General features: G+C 27.2%; 22 protein-coding genes. 4 read left to right on the plus strand and 18 right to left on the minus strand.

All coding sequences use genetic code 11. The features are described 5' to 3' along the window. Positions 1-41: 41 nt before the first annotated feature. The 3 genes from lepA to lepB (WAO56_RS00510) are packed head-to-tail and all read right to left on the minus strand — an operon-like array spanning position 42 to position 2,955. Positions 42-1,850 carry a translation elongation factor 4 gene (gene lepA, locus WAO56_RS00500; RefSeq protein ID WP_422144646.1) on the minus strand — a complete coding sequence of 603 codons (1,809 nt, stop codon included), beginning with the start codon at positions 1,848-1,850 and terminating at the stop codon, positions 42-44. 11 nt (positions 1,851-1,861) lie between these two features. Then, on the minus strand, positions 1,862-2,404 hold the full coding sequence (lepB, locus tag WAO56_RS00505; RefSeq protein WP_422144647.1) for a signal peptidase I: 543 nt from the start codon (positions 2,402-2,404) through the stop codon (positions 1,862-1,864). 14 nt (positions 2,405-2,418) lie between these two features. After that, entirely contained in the window at positions 2,419-2,955 is a 537-nt protein-coding gene (gene lepB, locus WAO56_RS00510) for a signal peptidase I (RefSeq protein ID WP_422144648.1), read from the minus strand. Between the two features lie 123 nt (positions 2,956-3,078). Between lepB (WAO56_RS00510) and rpsT the strand changes: the two genes are divergently transcribed. Then, positions 3,079-3,342, plus strand: coding sequence for a 30S ribosomal protein S20 (gene rpsT, locus WAO56_RS00515; RefSeq protein ID WP_422144649.1), 264 nt, complete (start codon positions 3,079-3,081; stop codon positions 3,340-3,342). A 55-nt stretch (positions 3,343-3,397) separates the two neighbouring features. On the opposite strand, the gene holA is transcribed toward rpsT, so the two are convergent. The 11 genes from holA to WAO56_RS00570 all read right to left on the minus strand — a co-directional run bounded on the left by holA (position 3,398) and on the right by WAO56_RS00570 (position 15,820). Further along, entirely contained in the window at positions 3,398-4,390 is a 993-nt protein-coding gene (gene holA, locus WAO56_RS00520; RefSeq protein WP_422144650.1) for a DNA polymerase III subunit delta, read from the minus strand. After that, positions 4,377-6,749, minus strand: coding sequence for a DNA internalization-related competence protein ComEC/Rec2 (locus WAO56_RS00525; protein ID WP_422144651.1), 2,373 nt, complete (start codon positions 6,747-6,749; stop codon positions 4,377-4,379). The genes holA and WAO56_RS00525 overlap by 14 nt, the downstream gene beginning before the upstream one ends. A 124-nt stretch (positions 6,750-6,873) precedes the next feature. Beyond that, positions 6,874-8,160: a phosphopyruvate hydratase gene (gene eno / locus WAO56_RS00530; protein ID WP_422144652.1), complete on the minus strand. Its 1,287-nt coding sequence runs from the start codon at positions 8,158-8,160 to the stop codon at positions 6,874-6,876. A 9-nt stretch (positions 8,161-8,169) separates the two neighbouring features. Then, a complete protein-coding gene (gene gpmI / locus WAO56_RS00535; protein ID WP_422144653.1) occupies positions 8,170-9,696 on the minus strand; it encodes a 2,3-bisphosphoglycerate-independent phosphoglycerate mutase in 1,527 nt (508 codons plus the stop codon). Positions 9,697-9,698: 2 nt separating this feature from the next. Next, positions 9,699-10,451: a triose-phosphate isomerase gene (gene tpiA / locus WAO56_RS00540; RefSeq protein WP_422144654.1), complete on the minus strand. Its 753-nt coding sequence runs from the start codon at positions 10,449-10,451 to the stop codon at positions 9,699-9,701. An 8-nt stretch (positions 10,452-10,459) separates the two neighbouring features. After that, a complete protein-coding gene (locus WAO56_RS00545) occupies positions 10,460-11,659 on the minus strand; it encodes a phosphoglycerate kinase (protein ID WP_422144655.1) in 1,200 nt (399 codons plus the stop codon). A gap of 67 nt (positions 11,660-11,726) precedes the next feature. Next, positions 11,727-12,725: a type I glyceraldehyde-3-phosphate dehydrogenase gene (gene gap / locus WAO56_RS00550; protein WP_422144656.1), complete on the minus strand. Its 999-nt coding sequence runs from the start codon at positions 12,723-12,725 to the stop codon at positions 11,727-11,729. Positions 12,726-12,743: 18 nt separating this feature from the next. Further along, positions 12,744-13,769 (minus strand): sugar-binding transcriptional regulator, encoded by a 1,026-nt coding sequence (locus WAO56_RS00555; RefSeq protein WP_422146174.1) that lies wholly within the window; start codon positions 13,767-13,769, stop codon positions 12,744-12,746. 103 nt (positions 13,770-13,872) lie between these two features. Then, complete coding sequence (locus WAO56_RS00560; protein ID WP_422144658.1) at positions 13,873-14,337, minus strand: tRNA (cytidine(34)-2'-O)-methyltransferase; 465 nt, start codon at positions 14,335-14,337, stop codon at positions 13,873-13,875. Between the two features lie 14 nt (positions 14,338-14,351). Continuing rightward, a complete protein-coding gene (nth, locus tag WAO56_RS00565) occupies positions 14,352-14,993 on the minus strand; it encodes an endonuclease III (RefSeq protein WP_422144659.1) in 642 nt (213 codons plus the stop codon). 2 nt (positions 14,994-14,995) lie between these two features. Then, positions 14,996-15,820 carry a deoxyribonuclease IV gene (locus WAO56_RS00570; RefSeq protein WP_422144660.1) on the minus strand — a complete coding sequence of 275 codons (825 nt, stop codon included), beginning with the start codon at positions 15,818-15,820 and terminating at the stop codon, positions 14,996-14,998. Between the two features lie 78 nt (positions 15,821-15,898). On the opposite strand from WAO56_RS00570, the gene rodA reads away from it, so the two are divergent. Genes rodA through WAO56_RS00585 form a run of 3 tightly spaced genes read left to right on the plus strand, consistent with a single transcriptional unit; the run spans position 15,899 to position 17,982 of the window. Continuing rightward, entirely contained in the window at positions 15,899-17,005 is a 1,107-nt protein-coding gene (rodA, locus tag WAO56_RS00575; protein WP_422146175.1) for a rod shape-determining protein RodA, read from the plus strand. Continuing rightward, a complete protein-coding gene (locus WAO56_RS00580; RefSeq protein WP_422144662.1) occupies positions 16,998-17,510 on the plus strand; it encodes a DNA-3-methyladenine glycosylase in 513 nt (170 codons plus the stop codon). Before rodA ends, WAO56_RS00580 begins: the two co-directional genes overlap by 8 nt. Continuing rightward, complete coding sequence (locus tag WAO56_RS00585) at positions 17,503-17,982, plus strand: S-ribosylhomocysteine lyase (RefSeq protein WP_422144663.1); 480 nt, start codon at positions 17,503-17,505, stop codon at positions 17,980-17,982. Before WAO56_RS00580 ends, WAO56_RS00585 begins: the two co-directional genes overlap by 8 nt. A 15-nt stretch (positions 17,983-17,997) precedes the next feature. Here the strand turns inward: WAO56_RS00585 and WAO56_RS00590 are convergent, their stop codons facing one another. From WAO56_RS00590 to WAO56_RS00605, 4 genes are read right to left on the minus strand one after another with little or no spacing between them, the layout of a single operon-like run. Continuing rightward, entirely contained in the window at positions 17,998-18,594 is a 597-nt protein-coding gene (locus WAO56_RS00590) for a peptidylprolyl isomerase (RefSeq protein ID WP_422144664.1), read from the minus strand. A 1-nt stretch (position 18,595) separates the two neighbouring features. After that, positions 18,596-19,309 (minus strand): response regulator transcription factor, encoded by a 714-nt coding sequence (locus WAO56_RS00595; RefSeq protein WP_422144665.1) that lies wholly within the window; start codon positions 19,307-19,309, stop codon positions 18,596-18,598. Positions 19,310-19,330: 21 nt separating this feature from the next. Further along, positions 19,331-20,362 (minus strand): selenide, water dikinase SelD, encoded by a 1,032-nt coding sequence (gene selD, locus WAO56_RS00600; protein ID WP_422144666.1) that lies wholly within the window; start codon positions 20,360-20,362, stop codon positions 19,331-19,333. Positions 20,363-20,371: 9 nt separating this feature from the next. After that, positions 20,372-20,950, minus strand: coding sequence for a helix-hairpin-helix domain-containing protein (locus tag WAO56_RS00605; RefSeq protein ID WP_422144667.1), 579 nt, complete (start codon positions 20,948-20,950; stop codon positions 20,372-20,374). Positions 20,951-21,157 lie beyond the last annotated feature (207 nt).

A 21,157-nucleotide genomic window follows, 5' to 3' on the forward strand; every position in this document is an offset into this window, starting at 1 on the left:
CCAAATAACCTTTAAAAAAATCTCATAGCAAAGCTATGAGATTAATCTTCATCATATTTTAATACCGATAAGAAGGCTTGTTGTGGAACTTCTACAGATCCAATTTGTCTCATTCGTTTCTTTCCTTCTTTTTGTTTTTCTAGTAATTTTCTTTTTCGTGAAATATCTCCACCGTAACATTTTGCTAAAACGTCTTTTCTTAAAGCTCTTACAGTTTCTCTAGCTATTATTTTAGAACCTATTGAAGCCTGAATAGGAATTGCAAATTGGTGTCTAGGTATTTCTTCCTTAAGTCTTTCAACGATAATCCTAGCTCTTTCATAAGCCTTTTCACTGTGGACTATTAATGAAAAAGCATCAACAAGTTCTCCATTTATTAAAATATCCAATTTTACTAATTCGGAAACTTCATAACCTTTTAGTTCATAGTCTAAAGACGCATAACCCTTTGTTTTTGATTTTAAAGCATCAAAGAAATCGTAAATCACTTCATTTAAAGGTAGAGTATAATTTATGTTTACTCTTTTTTCATCTAAATACTCCATATTTACAAATGTTCCCCGTTTGTTTTGACATAATTCCATTATTACTCCAACATAATCTTTTGGAGCCATAATATTTGCATCTACTATAGGCTCTTCCATATACTCTATTTCAGTAGGTTCAGGAAGATTACTTGGATTTTGTATATTTAACACTTCACCAGTTTTTTTAGTAACCTTATAAATAACCGATGGAGCTGTTGTAATAATATTTAAATCAAATTCTCTTTCTAATCGTTCTTGAATTATTTCCATATGTAACAATCCTAAGAAACCACATCTAAATCCAAATCCAAGTGCTACAGATGATTCTGGCTCAAAAGTTAGTGAAGCATCATTTACTTGTAATTTCTCTAAAGCTTCCCTAATAGCAGTAAATTCTTCACCTTCAGCAGGATATATACCACAATATACCATAGGAGTAACTTTTTTATAGCCTGGTAAAGCCTTGTCAGTAGGATTATTAGCATCTGTTATAGTGTCACCAACTCTTGAATCTTCTACATTTTTTATACTGGCTACAACATATCCTACATCACCTGCAGTAATCTTATCAGTTACTATACTGGAATTAGTAGTATAACCAACTTCAGTAACTTCAAATTCTTTACCAGATGACATCATTTTAATATTCATCCCTGGTTTTATTATTCCTTCAAAAACTCTAACATATGACACTACACCTTTATAGGAATCATAGTATGAATCGAAAATTAAAGCCTTTAAAGGATTAGAATCATTTCCTTCTGGTGCTGGTATATTATTTACAATATCCTCTAAAACATCTACTATATTAATTCCTTCTTTAGCAGAAATTTCCGGTATGTTAGAAGCATCCAGCCCTATAATTTCTTCTATTTCATTTTTTGCATATTCAATATCTGCAGAAGGTAAATCAATTTTATTAATAACAGGAAGAATTTCTAAATCTTGGTCTATAGCTAAGTAAACATTTGCTAACGTTTGGGCTTCAACTCCCTGTGTAGCATCGACAATTAAGACAGCTCCTTCACAAGCAGCCAAACTTCTCGACACTTCATAGTTAAAGTCTACATGACCTGGAGTATCAATTAAATTTAGTATATATTCTTCTCCATCTAAAGACTTATAAAATAATTTTACAGCCTTTAGTTTTATTGTAATTCCTCTTTCTTTCTCTAAGTCCATACTATCTAATACTTGACTTTCCATTTCTCGTTTAGTCAACATTCCGGTTTCTTCAATTAGTCTATCAGCTAATGTGGACTTACCATGATCAATATGTGCAATTATTGAAAAATTTCTTATATTTGATTTTTTTATATTCATTAAATCCCCTACTAATTAATATTTAAATTTCCAAACTTATTAAAAGGATAAAACCTAAAAAAAGCAATACCTACAATAGAATCTTTTTTTATTGGACCAAATAATCTACTATCATCACTTTTTGGTCTATTATCACCTAGAACAAACACCTCATCATTTTTGATTTCCCAATAATATTCAGACTCTATTTTTGTTTCACCATTAGTGCTGGTGTATTCTTCAGTAAGCAAATTTTGATTTACATATACCCTATTTTCTATTATTTCTACAATATCTCCCTCTAAAGCAATAACTCGCTTAATATAGTTATCATCATTTTTATTATAAGGATTATGGAATTCTACAATATCACCATATTCTATATTGTCTACTAAAAATCCTATTTTATTAATTAATAATCTATCATTAGTCTTCAAGGTAGGTTCCATACTTGACCCCTTTACTATTGTCTGACTAAAAATAAAGGTATTAATTAATACAGCTAAAATTAAAGTTAGGACAATTAGAAATATCCACTCTAAAAATTCGGATTTTTCTCTACTATTATCGTTCATAATTTCACCATAAATTATTTTATTAATCCAATTTTCGAGAAGGGATAAAATCTAAAAAATGCTATCCCTACAATAGAATCTTTTTCTATAGGTCCAAAAGCTCTACTATCGTTACTATTTGGCCTGTTGTCTCCTAGTACAAAAACCTCATCCTTTCCTACTTCCCAATAGGATTCTGCTCCAAAAGTTGTAAAACCATTTTCTGTACTAGTATATTCTTCTTTTAAGGGCTTGTTATTAACATGTACAATATTGTTTTTTATTTCTACTACATCTCCCTCTAGTGCTATTACTCTCTTTATAAAATCTTCTTTTTCATTATGAGGGTTATGGAATTCGACAATATCACCGTATTTTAAATCATCGACCATAAAACTTATTCTATTTACAAGTAGTCTATCATTTGTTTTTAAGGTAGGTTCCATACTAGAACCATTTACTAGAGTAGAACTTAATACGAAGTATCTTATAATTAAAGCTAGTATTACAGCTACAATAATCATAATAATCCACTCAAAAAATTCAGACTTAACTTTTTTACTACTATTCATTCTTACGCTCCTGCATTTAAGTATATATTTAAAATAAATCCATTAATAATTATAACATAAATTCTCTTGATTTTTGTTTTTTGCTATTATATAATAACAATGTTATGTTTAGGAGGTGAAATAATGGCAAATATTAAATCAGCAATTAAAAGAATAGATGTAACTAAAAGACAAACTTTAGAAAATAAAGCAAGAAAATCTGAAATTAAAACTTATATTAAAAAATTTGAAGATGCTATTTCTTCTAATGATTTTGATGAAGCAAAAAGCTTATTAAGGGTTATAGATAAAAAATTAAAGAAGGCTACTTCAAAAAATGTTCTTCATAAAAACACAGCTTCTAGACAATTAAGTAAACTTTCAAAAAAATTAAATTCATCTAAATAGGTTTTATTGAGATAATGTAAAAGGATCCATTACATTATCTCTTTTTTTATTAAAATTATTTCAATAAATTTATTATATAATTTTCTACAATATAGTTAGAATTTACTGATGTAGATTTTAATAAAACCTCAGTATTGTAGGAATTATGGATTCCTGTTTTTAAAGTATCATATTTCCATAAATTTATAACAGATTTAATTTTTTTTATTTCAAAGCTAGATATTGAAAAATCTTTGCTAATATTATGTTCTGACATATTTAGTCTAGTTCCTTCTTTAACAATTATGATATTTCTAATAAGTCTTACTATCATATAAAAAATCCTAAAAGGATCATTACTATTAATAAGTAATTCATTATAAAGTTTTATAGAACTAGATATGTTTTTTGTAGAAATAGCATCTGTTAATTTAAAAATGTTATTTTCAAAAGAATCTGTAAAAACATCATCTACTATTTTCTTAGTAATTTTTACTTTAATATTTTTTAATTTCTCAAGTTCGTTATTAACATTGTATAGATTTTTATTAAAATCTTTATTTAAATAGGCAGTCTTATCAATTATATAGTCAATAGTATTTAAGTTATAATCTAAAGAGTTTTTTTTAAAAAATTCTTTAATATACTTTTCTAGTTCTGAATAATTAAACTTTTTAAATTGTTTTAATGTCCCATATTTTTCGATTTTTTTAAAAAATTTTCCTTTAAAGGGTTTATCTAAATAGGAATTTATAATTATATTATTGTAATTTGAAATATTATCAATATAATTATATAGATTATCAATGAATTCAGAATTTGATGAAATTCCTTTTTTACTGGTATCTAAATCATCAATAATAATTATTTTGTTTTCATCAAATAGAGGTAAGGTTTCTAATGCATTTACAATAGAATCAAATTTTAGTTTTTTAGATTCAAATTTTATTAAATTAAAATCTAAGAATTCTTTATTCAGTGTTTTATCTATTATTGCTTTATTAAATTTATCGATTAAAAATTTTTCCTCACCATAAATTAAATATATATTTTTTTTAAAGTTCTCCATATTCCATCCTATTATAGTAGTTTTTTAATATTATAATTAATATTAGTCCATATATAGTGTATATTAAATTAGTAGAATTTAAAATATTGTATTTTATAATTTCATTATATTTATAAATATTATAATTGTTTTTATAAAAATCTATTATTACAATTCCATCTTTGTCAGTTCTTTTTATATTTATATTATTTTCCATATATCTTTTTATTACTTCATCGTTTGGCAAGTTATATATATTGTTTTTCCCGACAGATAATAATGCATCTTTAGGGTCTACCGAATTAATAAATTCTATAGTAGAACTTGTTTTAGATCCATGATGTGGTATTTTTAGAATATCACTTTTAAGATTTTTATAAAGTATATTTTCTTCTACTTCTTTTGAAATATCTCCAGTGAGAAGAATTGTGTTGGTGTAAATTTTGATTTTTAAAATTACCGATTTACTATTTTCATCATTATGCTTTTCATTTTGTCCTATTACTTGTATTTTTAGGTTTTCTAAATCAATATTTTCATCATTTTTTAACTCAAAATAAAAATCGTTTTTTATATTATATTTTTCTTTTATTATATCTGCCCCACCGATTCTTCCAAATATTGGTATATTGCCAAAATTATCTAATAGGATTCCAATATTTCCTGCATGGTCCTCATCAAAATGAGATAGAAAAACAGCATCTATTTCCTTGATTTTTTCATATTTTAAAAAATTTATCAGTCTTTCTCCAGAAGTATTATATCCTTTAAAATAAGAACCTCCAGTATCAAATAAGATATTATAGTTTTTACTTTCTAATAAAAAGCAGTCACCCTGTCCTATATTTATCATACTAAACTTTATTGGACTATGATAAATTGTGCAAAAAAATAAAAAGATTAAATGAAAGGGTATTAATTTAATAAATATATAAAAAAACTTCTTACTATTCCTTTTAAAATAATAGAAATTATATGAAATTGTTAAAATTAATAGTATTGATATATAAATTATAACTATATTATACAAGTTTAAATACATACCTCTATTGAATTTTTCAAAAATATTATTTATACCTACTATACAATATGTGGCAATATTATATAGTAAATTTATTATTGATATAAAAATCGTATTTACTATAGGTACAAGGGAAAGGCACATATATATAACAGATATATTTATTATAATAGTTAATAATGGTATTACTATAATATTTCCTAGAAAAAAAGCCATTGAAAAATTTCTAAAATAAAAAATTTGTAGTGGAATTATTAATATATTAATAGCTAAAGTCAAATATAGGATATTTAAAATACTACTGTTAGCATAATTTTTATTTTTTAGTAAAGGATATATTAGTGCAATTCCTAAAACTGACAAAAATGAAAATTGAAATCCTAGGTCAAATATGCTCCAAGGATTAATGAGTAATATCAAAATTGCAGACACGGATATGGTTTTTATTTGGACTTTAGCTTTCATATATATACTTGATAAAAAATCAATAAATATGAAAATAAAGGCTCTAATAGAGGACATAGGAAATCCAATTAATAGACAATATATAAATATTATTACTAAGGTTAAGATTCTTTTAATATTTCTATTAACAATAATGAAATTTAAACAAAATAGTAAAAGTGACTGAAGTATGATTATATGTAGCCCACTAACGGATAAAATATGCATTATTCCTAGATTTTTGTATAGATTAGTATATTCCCCTGGTAAAAAATTATTTCCTGTTATAACTGAATATAGGAAGTCCTTACTATTAGGATTTAATTTAGATAAGACTTTATTAATTTTTGTAAAAAAGTTACCTCTAGCTGTAAGTAATAAATTATTACTTTTACCAATAACTTGTAAATCATTTGTATAGGAGTAATAAAATATATTATTTGAAATTAAATAATTATAATAATTAAATTCACCAGGGTTGAAGTTTTCAATAGGAACAAATAATTTATTTGTAAATTCTATTTTATCTCCAACAGAAAGATTGTTTTTTTTACCATCATAATAGACGATTATGTCGTCGGTATTTAGACTAGAGTCAAGTAATACATTTGTAATAATTAAGGTTGTTTTATCTTCATCTTTTTTCAAACTTTTTATTTCACCAGAAATTATATAGTGATTTCCATCTAATTCAGGATTTAATTTATTTAAAGAATTATTATAGTTAAATAATGACAATATAGTTAAAATTAAGGCCAGCCCTAAATAATTTAAATTCTTACTTTTTAAAAAGAATAGAAAAATTCCTAAAAACAATATTACAATTAAAATATTTTTAGGTAAATTTAAAATACTATTTAAAATAATTCCCAATAATAATATTATTGCTATAATAAGAGCTGGATATTTTTTCATAAAACACCTTTATAATAAATATTACAACTATTATATCAAATAAAAATTTAAAATTCAGATACAAAAAAACACTAAAAAGAGAAATAATTCTATTTCTCTTTTTAGTGTCAATAATATAGTTATATTATTTTTTTAAATTATAGAAAGTACTTAAACCATCATATTTTGAATTATCATCTAAATAATCTTCAATTCTTAATAATTGGTTGTATTTAGCAATTCTATCAGTTCTAGATGCTGAACCTGTTTTAATTTGACCAGCATTTGTAGCAACTGCTAAATCAGCTATTGTAGTGTCTTCTGTTTCTCCAGATCTATGGGAAATTACTGCAGTATATCCGTTTCTTTTAGCTAATTCAATAGCATCAAGAGTTTCAGTAATTGTTCCAATTTGATTTAATTTTATTAAAATTGAGTTGGCTATTCCTAAGTTAATTCCTTTTTCTAATCTTTCAACATTAGTTACAAAAAGGTCGTCCCCTACTAATTGTACTTTTTCGCCTAAAACATCAGTTAGTTTTTTCCAGCCATCCCAGTCATCTTCTGCTAAACCATCTTCAATGGATATAATAGGGAATTTTTCTACTAATCCTTTGTAGTAGTCAATTAATTCATCAGTAGTTCTTACTACACCTTCTCCTTTGAAATTATATTTCCCATCTACAAACATTTCAGAAGAAGCAACGTCTAAAGCTAAAACAATATCTGATCCAGGCTCATAACCTGCTTTTTTTATAGCTGTTACAATAGTTTCTAATGCTTCTTCATTAGAACTTAAGTTAGGAGCAAATCCTCCTTCGTCACCTACAGCAGTGTTTAATCCTTTTTCTTTTAATACTGATTTTAAGCTATGGAATACTTCTGTTCCCATTCTTAAACCCTCTTTAAAGTTAGGTGCACCTACAGGCATAACCATAAATTCTTGAATATCTACATTATTGTCAGCATGTTCTCCACCATTTAGAATATTCATCATAGGTACAGGAAGTGTCTTAGAATTTACTCCTCCTATGTATTCATATAATTGCATTCCTAAATCATCTGCAGCAGCTTTAGCAACAGCCATAGATACTCCAAGTATTGCATTAGCACCTAATTTTCCTTTATTACTTGTTCCATCTAAAGCTATCATTGCATTGTCAATACCGATTTGATCAAATACTGACCAGCCAACAATTTCATCAGCAATAATATCATTAACATTATCTACTGCTTTAGTAACACCTTTTCCTAAATATCTACTTTTATCTCCATCTCTTAACTCAACTGCTTCATGTGCTCCAGTAGATGCTCCTGAAGGAACCATAGCTAATCCCACAGCTCCTGAATCGGTTGTTACTTCAACTTCGACAGTTGGATTTCCTCTTGAATCTAATACTTCCCTTGCATATATGTCTATAATTGTACTCATTATAACCTCCTATAGTTTTTTAATAAGTGATTTACCAGTCATTTCTTTTGGTTGTTCAATATTCATAATATCTAATATAGTTGGAGCTATATCAGATAATTTACCGTCTTCTAATTCTAAATCCTTTCTTGGAAACTCAATGAAAGGAACTTTATTTGTAGTATGTGCTGTAAATGATTCTCCTGTAACTTTATCAATTAAATATTCACTATTACCATGATCAGCAGTAATAAATAGAGTTGTATCATTTTTTTCTATAGCTTCTAATACTTTTCCTATACATTTATCTACAGTTTCAACAGCTTTTATAGCAGCGTCTAAAACACCTGTATGGCCGACCATATCTGTATTAGCATAATTCAAAATTATTAAGTCATATTTGTTATCATTTATGGCTTTAACAACATTTTCAGTAACTTCAATAGCACTCATTTCCGGTTGTAAATCATAAGTTGCTACTTTTGGAGAAGGAATTAATTTCCTATCTTCTCCTGGGTTAGGTTCTTCATTACCACCATTAAAGAAAAATGTTACATGGGCATATTTTTCTGTTTCAGCAATTCTTAATTGTGATAAATTATTTTTTGAAATTACTTCCCCTAAAGTATTTTTATGAACATCTGGTGGAAATGCAATTTTAACATTTTCTATTGTTGCATCATACTGAGTCATGCAAATATAAGTTATATTCTTTAGAACTTTTCTTCTTTCAAATCCATCAAAGTCTTTATCTATTATTGCTCTAGTTAATTCACGAGCTCTATCTGGTCTAAAGTTAAAGAATATAATAGAGTCGTTATCATTTATTAATCCTTGAATATTTTCGGATATTATAGTTGGAACAAGAAATTCATCGGTAACTTTATTTTCATAGGAGTCAGTAATTGTTTTAATAATATTATCTGATTTATTACCTTCTCCAAGTACTATGGAATTATAAGCTTTTTCAACTCTATCCCATCTTTTATCCCTATCCATTGCATAATATCTTCCAGCTATTGTAGCTAATTTACCAACGCCTATTTCTGCCATTTTATTTTCTAATTCAGCAATATCATTTTTAGCAGCAGTTGGAGAAACATCCCTACCATCTAAAAAAGCATGGACGAATACATTTTCAAAATTATTTAGTTTACATAGTTCTAAAAGAGCAAATAAATGGTCCATATGGCTATGAACACCACCATGGGATACTAATCCTAATAGGTGTAAATTACTATTGTTTTTCTTAGCATTATTTATAGCGGACAATAATTGCTCATTTTCAAAGAAGCTTCTATCTTTTATAGCTTTTGTAATTTTTGTTAAATCTTGATAAACTGTTTTACCAGCTCCAATATTTAGATGTCCTACTTCAGAGTTACCCATCTGTCCTTCAGGTAATCCAACAGCTAGACCACTTGCTTCTAAAGTTGAATGAGGATATTCATTTAGTAATTTATCAAAATTAGGAGTATTAGCTAAATTTATAGCATTACCTTCATAATTTTCTCCTATTCCCCATCCATCTAAGATCATTAACATTGTTTTTTTCATATTTACCTTCTAAAATTTACTAATGATGCATAACTATCAGCTTCTAAACTAGCTCCTCCAACTAAAGCACCATCAATATTTTCTTTTTCCATTATTTCTGTAACATTACCAGGTTTAACAGAACCACCATATTGGATTCTAACTTTGTCTGCTAATTCTTCATTATATAATTCTTTTAATAAATTTCTAATGAATTTACACATTTCTTCAGCATCGTCACTAGAAGCTGTTTTTCCAGTACCAATTGCCCAAATAGGTTCATAAGCAATTACTACTTTTGCAATGTCATCAGCAGAAACATCTTTTAAATCATTAATTAATTGATTTCTAACTTTTTCCTCTTGCTTGTTGTTTTCTCTTTCTTCTAAAGTTTCTCCACAACATAAAATTGGATTAATATCATGTTTTAAAGCAGAAATAACTTTTTTATTAATTAAATCATCATCTTCACCGAATATTTCTCTTCTCTCTGAATGTCCTATTATTACGTATTCAATTCCCAAGTCCTTAAGCATTAAAGGTGAAACCTCACCAGTAAATGCACCAGATTCTTCAAAATACATATTTTGACATCCAACTTTTATATCTGAATCTTTTAACATATCAATAGCAGAGTATGCACTAGTAAAAGGAACAACAACTACTTTTTCTACATCTTTATCTAAATTTAATGAAGTAATGTCTTTTAATAAACTTATAGTTTCTGTAACAGTATTGTTCATTTTCCAGTTACCTGCAATTATTGGTTTACGCATAATTCCTCCTATTTATCACTAATAGCTGCAACACCTGGAAGTTCTTTTCCTTCTAAGAACTCTAAAGAAGCTCCTCCTCCAGTTGAAACATGTGTTACTTTTTCTTTATATCCTGCTTTTTCTATTGCAGATGCAGAATCTCCTCCACCAATAATAGTTATAGCATTTGATTCTGCTAATGACTTAGCTATAGCAAAGGTACCTTTACTAAATTGTTCAACCTCAAATACTCCCATTGGCCCATTCCAAACAACTGTTTTTGATTTCTTTATTTCCTCTGAAAATTCCTCTATAGTTTTAGGCCCTATGTCAAATCCTGCAATATCATCTGAAAAATCATTAACAGAAATAATTTCTGCCTTTGCAGTATCTGTCATTTCTTTTGCTGCAACTACATCAGTTGGTAAGAATAATTTTACTCCTTTTTCTGTAGCCTTATCCATTAATTCTTTTGCTAAATCTATTTTATCTTCTTCTAATAAAGATTTACCTACATTTTTACCTTCGGCCTTTAAGAAGGTAAAGGCCATACCTCCACCAATAATTATAGAGTCTACCTTATTTAAAAGATTTTCAATAACACCAATTTTATCACTTACTTTAGCACCACCTAAAATTGCTATAAAAGGTCTTTCTGGATTTTCTAAAGCCTTACCCATTATATCTAGTTCTTTTTCTACTAAAAACCCTACTGCAGATGGTAATAAAGAAGATACACCAACATTAGAAGCATGTGCTCTATGGGAAGTACCAAAAGCATCATTTACATATAATTCTCCTAAACCTGCTAATTCTTTTGCAAATTCTTCTCCATTTTTTGTTTCTTCATTACGATATCTAGTGTTTTGTAGTAAAGCTACTTCCCCATCTTTTAAATTATTAACTTCATTTATAACATTGTTGTCAACAACAACATCAGAATCTAAAAATTTAACTTCTTTATTAATAAGTTCAGATAATTTTTTAGCTACTGGGGCTAAAGAAAATTCTTTTTTAGGCTCTCCTTTTGGTCTACCTAAATGAGACATAAGAATTACCCTAGCGTTATTATCTATTAAATATTGTATAGTTGGTATTGCTGCAACAATTCTTGCATCATCAGTAATAACACCTTCTTCAGTTTTAGACATTGGAACATTAAAATCTACTCTGACTAAAACCTTTTTTCCATTTACATCTAAATCTTTAACGGATTTTTTATTTAACATAGAATTCACCTCGTTCATTCTTTAAATAAGCCCAGTCAAAGACTGGGCTTATTAATTTATTATATAACTATTTTGTAGCAACTAATTTAGCTAAATCTACAACTCTTTGAGAATATCCCCACTCATTATCATACCAAGAAACAACTTTTACAAAATTACCATCTATAACTGTTGTTAAATCAGCATCAAATATTGAAGATCTTGGATCTCCTTGGAAATCTATAGAAACTAGTTTTTCATCAGAGTATCCTAAAATGCCTTTCATTTCGTTATTAGCAGCATTTTTAATAGCGTTGTTTACATCTTCTTTAGTAACATCTTTATCTAATTCAACAGTCAAGTCTGTTAAAGATACTGTAGGGGTTGGAACTCTTACTGCAAATCCATTTAGTTTACCTTCTAATTGTGGTAATACTAATGCAACTGCTTTTGCAGCACCAGTAGTAGTTGGAACCATACTTAAAGCAGCAGCTCTAGCTCTTCTAATATCTCTATGCTTATTATCATGTAGATTTTGATCTCCTGTATAAGCATGAATAGTAGTCATTAAACCTCTTTTTATACCAAAGTTTTCATCTAAAACTTTAGCCATAGGTGCTAAACAGTTAGTTGTACAAGAAGCATTTGAAATAATATTATCATTTTCAGGATCGTAAGTTTCTTCATTTACACCCATAACAATAGTTTTTATTCCTTTACCAGGAGCTGTTAATATAACTTTTTTAGCACCTGCTTGAATATGCTTACCTAGGCCTGCTTCATCTTTAAATGCACCTGTAGAGTCTATTACTAATTCTACTCCTAATTCTTTCCATGGTAAATTAGCTGGATCTCTATCATTTACAATTTTTACTGTTTTACCATTAATTACAAATGAATCTCCTGCAACTTCAACAGTACCATTGAATTTTCCATATAATGAATCATATTTAAATAAGTGAGCCATTGTATCAATATCTGTACTAAAGTTTATAGCTACTAATTCTAAATCTTTTTCATCTCTTTCAAAAATTTGTCTTACTACATCTCTACCAATTCTACCAAAACCATTTACTGCTACTTTCATTAAATTTCCTCCTTAAATTTAGATATTGCTATCTTTTAATTCAATTATTTTTTTTGCACATTCTTCAGTAATTATTAAAGTAATATCTTTCCTTACTTCAGAAATAGCAATTATCGCCTTTTCTTTTTCATCATCACCAGCTATGGCAATAACATCCTTAACATTTAGAAATTGTTCCAAACTTATTCCTATAGACTTAGATTTTAATACTATATTCCCATTTATATCAAAATAATTTCCAAATGCTTCTGCAACCGCATTATTTTCTATTAACAGATTTTTTTCCTTTTCAGATAATAAACGACGATTTGCCATTTTAAGGGCATCTCCAATACCAAAAACCAATAAATCTAAATGATTGATTAAATTTAATGTTTTTTGAACTTCTGGTAATTTAGAAATATCCTTTAAGTTATCTAAATCAAAATCATCTGGTAAATAAAAGTTTGCGTATTTTGAATTTAGTTTTTCTGCTAGTTTTACAGCTAGGATATTGGTTTGGTTCTTTACTGACCCCATTAAGCTCCCTCTTACTGGAACTATTACAATATCTGAAAAACTTTTATTTGTTTGTATATTTTCAATGGTTTGTCCAATAGTTGAACCACCAGTTATACCAATTATCATATTGTTTTTTATATTCTTCAAAAAGTAATTACTTGACACTTTAGCCAGTTCAAGTCTGCCGTTTGATTCATAAATACTACCTTGGGAAATAATAACTTTTTTTATTCCAAGTAAGTTTTTGATTTTTTGACTTAATTCTTCATGACTATATAAATCCTTTATAAAATCAGATGCTTCATCTAGTACGGCAATACCTTCTTTTGTAATATTCATACCCACTTGCTCTATTATTATTAAATTCATTTGAAAAAGTTTTTCTGTTTCATTACGAATTAATCTTTCATTTAAATTTAAAATATTAGATAGTTTTCTTCTGCCGATATTATTATTCATTTTAATTTCATTTAGAATATTATATCGTTGTAGCATTTTTTCCTTATAATCGGGGTATAGAATATCGATTATATTTTTATTCATAGGCACCACTCTTTTTTGTCCCATAAGGGACAATTTCGTTTATATAGATAATACTACAATTTACAAATAAATGCAATAAAAAAAGCCAAGATAATTTTCTTGGCTATATTAAATCTAAAAAATTATTTTGTTTTAAGGCTTCAAATAAAATAATATTAACGCTATTGGCTAGATTTAATGATCTTTTTAAATCTTTTATCATTGGTATACGAATACAATTATTTCTATTTGAATTTAAAATTGATTCAGGAATTCCGGCAGATTCCTTTCCAAACATAATATAATCACCATCTTTAAATTTAGCCTCTGCATATGTTTTGTTTGTTTTAGTAGTTGCGTAATATATATTTATATTTTGATTCTTATTTAAAAAATCTTCATAGTTATCATAAATTTCTATATTAACGTCTTTCCAATAATCAAGTCCAGTTCTTCTTAAGGTCTTATCATCCATTTTAAAATAGAAAGGCCTTATAAGATGAAGTTTTGAATTTGTTAAAAGACAAGTTCTTCCTATATTACCTGTATTTGCTGGTTTTTCAGGTTCTAATAAAACTATATTAAACATAATATCTCCTAAACTTATTTTTTATTATAGTATAAACAACAGTTTTGAACACTGCATATCTCACAAGCAGGATTTCTAGCTTTACAAACCCTTCGCCCATGAAAAATTAAAACATGATGACTTTTGCTCCACCTGTCTTTTTTTATTCTCCTGCGTAATTGTTTTTCAGTTTTTTCTACATTATCTGCATTGGCGATTCCTATTCTATTAGAAACTCTAAAAACATGAGTATCTACTGCTATACTAGGAATATTAAAAGCATTAGATAGAACTACATTTGCTGTTTTTCTACCTACACCTGGTAGTTCTATTAACTTTTCCATAGTTGCAGGTACTTTTGAATTATAGTTTTCTATTAAGATTCTTGAAGTACTTAAAATATTTGCACTTTTAGTTTTATAAAAACCACAGCTTTTAATTTTTTTACCTAACTCCTCAGTAGATAATTCTACCATTTTTTCAGGTGTATTATATTCTTTAAATAGAACATCAGTGGTTTTATTTACTTGAACATCTGTACACTGGGCAGATAAAATTGTAGCAACTAATAATTCATACGGTGTAGAAAAGTTTAATTCCGCTTTCGCATCGGGATAATCCTTTTCTAAAATATCCAATACTTTATCTATTTCTATTATTTTTAAATGTTTACTCATATCTATTCCTTTAAACTATATAATAATTCAATTTCCTCTTTATATCCCTCTAAATCATTAGGTGTTTCTAATATTATAGGTATATTTGTAAAATAATCATAATTAATAAAACTTTTAAAGGTATCAATACCTAGTGAACCTAGTCCAATTTTCTCATGTCTATCTTTTCGTGAATTAAATTCAGTTTTACTATCATTAAAATGTAAAATTTTAATATTATTAATACCTATTATATTATCAAATTCTTCCATAACATATGAAAACTTATTTTTTATATTATAACCTGCACTGAATATATGACATGTATCCATACAAATTCCAACTTTTTTATAATTTAAATTATCCATAATATATTTTAATTGTTTAAAATCATATCCTAATTCTGTACCTTTTCCAGACATAGTTTCTAAACAAAGAGTAAATTTATAGTCTTCATCTAGTATAGAATTTAATCCTTCTATAATGAAATCCAAACCTGTTTTCTCACCTTGCCCAACATGGGAACCAGGATGAAAAACATAATTTTCTACTCCTAGTTTTTTAATTCTTTCAAAATCATCTTTCATTAATTCAATACTATTATTTCTTACAGATTCTTTATTTGATGCTAAATTCATAGTGTATGCCCCATGACAAACTACTGGGCCAAAATTATATTTGTTGAGACCTTCATTGAATTTAGAAATTTCATCATTTTTTATTTTTCTAGATTTTGAGCCTCTTGGATTCCTAGGAAAAAACTGGAAAGTATTTGCCTTATATTTAATTGATTCATTAATTGCATAATGAAATCCCTTACTAGTCGTTATATGAAATCCTATTTTCATAAAATTACCCCTAAATTATTATAGCATAAAGTTAGTTAATAATATTTCATCTATGATATAATAATCGAAGGTGATTAGATGTTTAATTTACGAAAGAAAAATTTAGGAAAATTAGATAAAAAATTAGTTATAATACTATTAGCCTTATTAGCTTTTGGACTAGTGGTTTTATTTAGTGCAACTAGAAGCCTAGGGAATAAAACTATTTTAGCACAAGTCATTGCAACTATATTAGGCTTAATATCAATAGTATTTATTTTATTAATAGATACTGATTTCTTAAAACAAAATTATATGAAGATTTATATTGTTAGTATTGCCTTATTAGTTTTAGTTCTACTAATAGGTACTGGTAGAGAACAGTGGGGTTCTAATAGTTGGATTGTATTGGGACCAATTAGATTTCAACCTGCTGAAATTGTAAAAATCGGATTTATAATTTCGTTTTCTAGATTTATAGAAATAAATATTAAGACTATAAATCATCCTAAAATCCTATTAAAAATTATAATTTTTGCCCTAATACCAGTAATATTAATCTTATTACAGCCTGATGCTGGGACTGCTATGGTTTTTATTTTTATTATTGTTATAATGTTATTTTCCGCTGGTGTAAAGATGAAATATTTTTTTATGGCTCTAGGATTAGGTATTGTGTCCTTACCTTTTATATATTTATCACTAGAAGATTTTCAAAAAAAGAGAATTTTAACTTTTCTTAATCCAGAACATGATGTTTCAGACTCAAGTTACCAAGCCATACAAGGAAAAATTGCTATAGGATCTGGAAAGTTTTTTGGTAAAGGATTTTTAAAAGGAACACAAAGCCAATTTAATTTTATACCAGAAAAACAAACGGACTATATATTCCCTGTTTTAGTAGAAGAATTTGGTTTTTTAGGCGGAGGTTTACTTATAGCTTTGTATTGTGGACTATTATATAGATTTGTTGTATTAGCAAAAAATAGCAATCAAGTTTTTACCAGATTAGTCATTATGGGATTTGCTGCTATGTTTCTGTTTCATATATTTGAAAATATAGGAATGACTTTGGGAATTATGCCAGTTACAGGTATTCCATTACCATTTTTTAGTTATGGAGGTACATTCCAATTAATTAATCTTATTTCAATAGGTATAATTCTTTCTGTGTCAATTCAAAAAGAGGCCTTGTCATTTGAATAAATTAGATTATGATTTTTTTAATAGAGATATTTTATTAGTAGCAGAGGATTTAATCGGTAAAACATTGGTTTTTAAAAATACTAAGTATATTGTATCTGAATTGGGAATTTATAGAGGAGAAGAAGATACTGCTTGCCATGCTAGTAAAGGTTTAACCAATAGAACAAAAATATTATATGATGAAGCAGGAACTATATATGTTTATCTTTGTTATGGAATTCATAATATGTTTAATATTGTTACCGGCAACAAAGGTCAGCCACAAGCTATATTAATACGAGGACTTAATAATATATATGGACCAGGTAAAATTACAAAAAAATTAGGAATAGATAGAAGTTTAAATGGAAAAACTGTTTTTAGTAAAGATTTATATTTTGAGGATAATAAAAAAACATATAATTTCCATAGAAATAAACGTATAGGTATTAATTATGCCAATGAAATAGATAGAAATCGATTATGGAATTTTAAAATAGAAGAAAAGGATTTGAATTATGGATAAAATTGATAGTTTTAAAGTAGATCATTTAAATTTACTACCAGGTATTTACGTTTCACGAAAAGATTTTTTAGGGACAAATTGTTTAACAACATTTGATATTAGAATCACTAGGCCTAATTTTGAGCCAGTAATGAACACAGCTGAGATTCATACCATTGAACATCTAGGAGCAACCTTTCTACGTAATAACAGTGAATTTAAAGATAAGGTCATATATTTTGGTCCTATGGGATGTCGAACAGGATTTTACTTAATTTTATCTGGAGATTATAAATCTAAGGATATTGTAGAACTTTTAAAAGACATGTTTAGGTATATTATAGATTATAATGATGAAATACCTGGAGCAACAGCTAAAGACTGTGGAAATTATTTAGATATGAATTTATCTATGGCAAAATATATAAGTAAAAAATATTTAAATGATGTTTTAAATAACATAAATGAAAAAAATCTAAACTATCCTGATTAAGATAGTTTAGGTTTTTTATAATATTTCTATGTTCTTTATTTTAATCTCCTCAATAGGTTTGTCATTAATTCCAACTTCACTACTGGCGATTTCATCAACAATATCCATTCCACTATAAACATGGCCAAAAACTGTATGTTTAAAATCTAACCAAAAAGTCCCTCCAAATTTTTCATATGCATCGATAATATCTTTAGGGTATCCATCTTCTTCTTCCATATCTCGCATTTGTTTAATATAATTAGGTTCTGTATTGTTTTTTTGAACTATAAAAAACTGGCTACCATTGGTGTTTGGGCCCGCATTAGCCATTGATAATGCTCCTCTGAAATTTCTATAATTTAAATCAAATTCATCTTTGAAAGGTTTATTCCAAATACTATTTCCACCTCTGCCCGTTCCTTCAGGATCACCTGTTTGAACCATAAAATCATTAATAACTCTATGGAAAATAACATTATCATAATATCCTTTTTTAGCTAATGTTATAAAATTTTCTACAGCTAATGGAGCAATATTAGGAAATAATTTCACCTTAATTGTTCCTTTTGTAGTATTAATATTTGCCAGTATATCTGAATTTTTTAATTCATCAAATTGATGTAAAGTCATTTTATTCACCTGCTTCTAAATTTCCATAATAATAGCCTTTACCCCACTTGGTTTTAATAATTAGGCCATCATTATCAAAGATTTTTTCTCTTAATCTTTTTATATGAACATCTACAGTACGTAAATGTCCTTCATAATTTTCATCCCAAATTTCTTTTGCTAAGTCTATTCTAGAGTAGACTTTACCAGAATTTGAAACTAAAATATATAAAAGGTCAAATTCCTTACCGGTTAAGTCTATATCTTCTCCCTTTAGGGTAACCTTCCTTCCAACAATATTAAATTCAAAATCATCAAATATGATAATATTTTCTTTTTCTTGCTCAATCATATTATCATCTTGAGGTTTTGCTACTCTTCTAATAATAGCCCTTATACGAGCTTTTAGTTCTAAGATGTTAAAAGGATATACAATATAGTCATCTGCTCCGTATTCTAAAGCCAATACTTTTTGTATGTCATCATTAACATCTGTAACAAAAATAGTTGGAATATCCCTTATATCATTTAATTTCTTCTTTAGGTCTAATCCAGTACCATCGCTATAATTCATATCAAGTAAAATTATATCGAATTCAAAATTATTAACTTTTTCAATAGATTCTGCAATAGTACTTGTAGTTGTAATAATATAATTAGGATCATCAGAAAAATTATATAATATTTCATTTTTATATTTTGATTCTGGAAACGATAATAGTACATTAAGTTCCATTTTACACCTCAATCATATATATTATACTAAATATATATACTTTTCTTTTAAACTTTCTACTTCTCCAATAATTTCTGAGTCTATATTATTTTTCTCTAAATCCTTTTTTAAAGATATAGCCTCATCTTTAGGAAGACTAAATAATAACCCTCCTGAAGTTTGTGGATCAAAAATAATATCTGTAAAATCATCTTTTATTTTATATTCAATATTTTCACCTACAAAATGTTTGTTATTATAAGTACCTGCAGGAATTAATCCAAAATTAAAAAATTCTTTTGTTCCTTCAATAATTGGAATATTGTTAAAATGTAAATTTATACTACAATTACTTCCCTTAGCCATTTCATATAAATGGCCAGCTAGTCCAAAACCTGTAATATCGGTACAACTATTTATATTATAGTTCTCTGCTACTATTTTAGCATACTTGTTTAAAGTTGACATTGTTTCAATAGCTTTTAGTTCTATTTTTTTATCGACAATGCCACCTTTAATAGCAGTGTTAATAACTCCAGTACCTATAGGTTTTGTTAAAATTAGGTAATCATTAGATTTACAATTAGAGTTAGTCCAGATTTTATTTGGATGTACAAAACCTGAAACAGATAAGCCATATTTTGGTTCATCATCTTGAACTGTGTGACCACCAGCTAAAATACAATCTGCTTCATTTACTTTCTCAAATCCGCCTTTTAGAATTTCGGCTAAAACACTTGGATCTAAGCAATTAGGAAAACAAACAATATTCATTGCAATTTTAGGGTCCCCTCCCATTGCATAAACGTCTGAAAGAGAGTTTGCAGCAGCAATTCTGCCATAATGATAGGGATCATCTACAATAGGCGTGAAAAAATCCAAAGTTTGAATTAGTGCTAAGTCTTCATTTATTTTATAAACTGCAGCATCGTCTGAAGTTTCTAAACCTACAATTAAATTTTCGTCATTATTCTTTGGTAAATTACACAAAACTTGTGCAAGGACATCAGGTCCGAATTTAGCAGCTCAGCCAGAAGTTTTTGCATAATTAGTCATTTTTATTTCATTATCCATTTTTTCTCCTTAATAAACAGAAATTAAATCTTTTAATCCCTCAAAGGTCTTTTCTCCAATTCCTGAAATATTCATTAAATCTTCAATTTTCTTAAAATTGTTCTCTTCCCTATATTTTAAAATAGCATTGGCTCTCGTTTCTCCAATACCTGGTAGTAACATTAATTCTTCTTTAGAAGCAGAATTAATATTAATAAGCAGGGAATCAGATTCTTCTTTAGAATTATTTTCACCTTGGTTTTCATTAGAGTTTTTAGTTGGAATAAATATTTTCATCTCATCTTCTAATTTTTGGGCTAAATTTATGTTTTTCAAATCGGCTTTATTAGTAACTCCCCCAGCTTTAGAAATAGCATCATTTACTCTATTATCATTATTAAATTCATAGAGTCCAGGATTATTAACTTCACCATCTACATGGACGAAAATATTTTCTGTTTTAAGGGAAACATCCGTTGAAGTTAAGTTGTTGTTTTTTATTTCTCTAAAATCTAATTTAGAGTTATTTTTACTTGAAATAAAACCGTATATGGCGAAAACAATTACAAGAATACCAATAATAATTTTGTCTTTATTAATATTTTTCATAATATCCTCTTTAAATATCATAGCATTAAAATATATTTTTTGCTATTAAAAAAGCACCCTAATGGGTGCTTGAAAATTATTGGTTCTATAATTTATAGTGTTGATGGAAATAAATCCATTAGCACTATTTTTTATTGGAATATAAAAGAATAGACAAATTATTCACTTTTCCTATAAAATATATGCTACCACACAAAATATAAAGGA

It is taken from the genome of Miniphocaeibacter sp. (genome assembly GCF_049276255.1).
GTDB lineage: Bacteria > Bacillota > Clostridia > Tissierellales > Peptoniphilaceae > Miniphocaeibacter.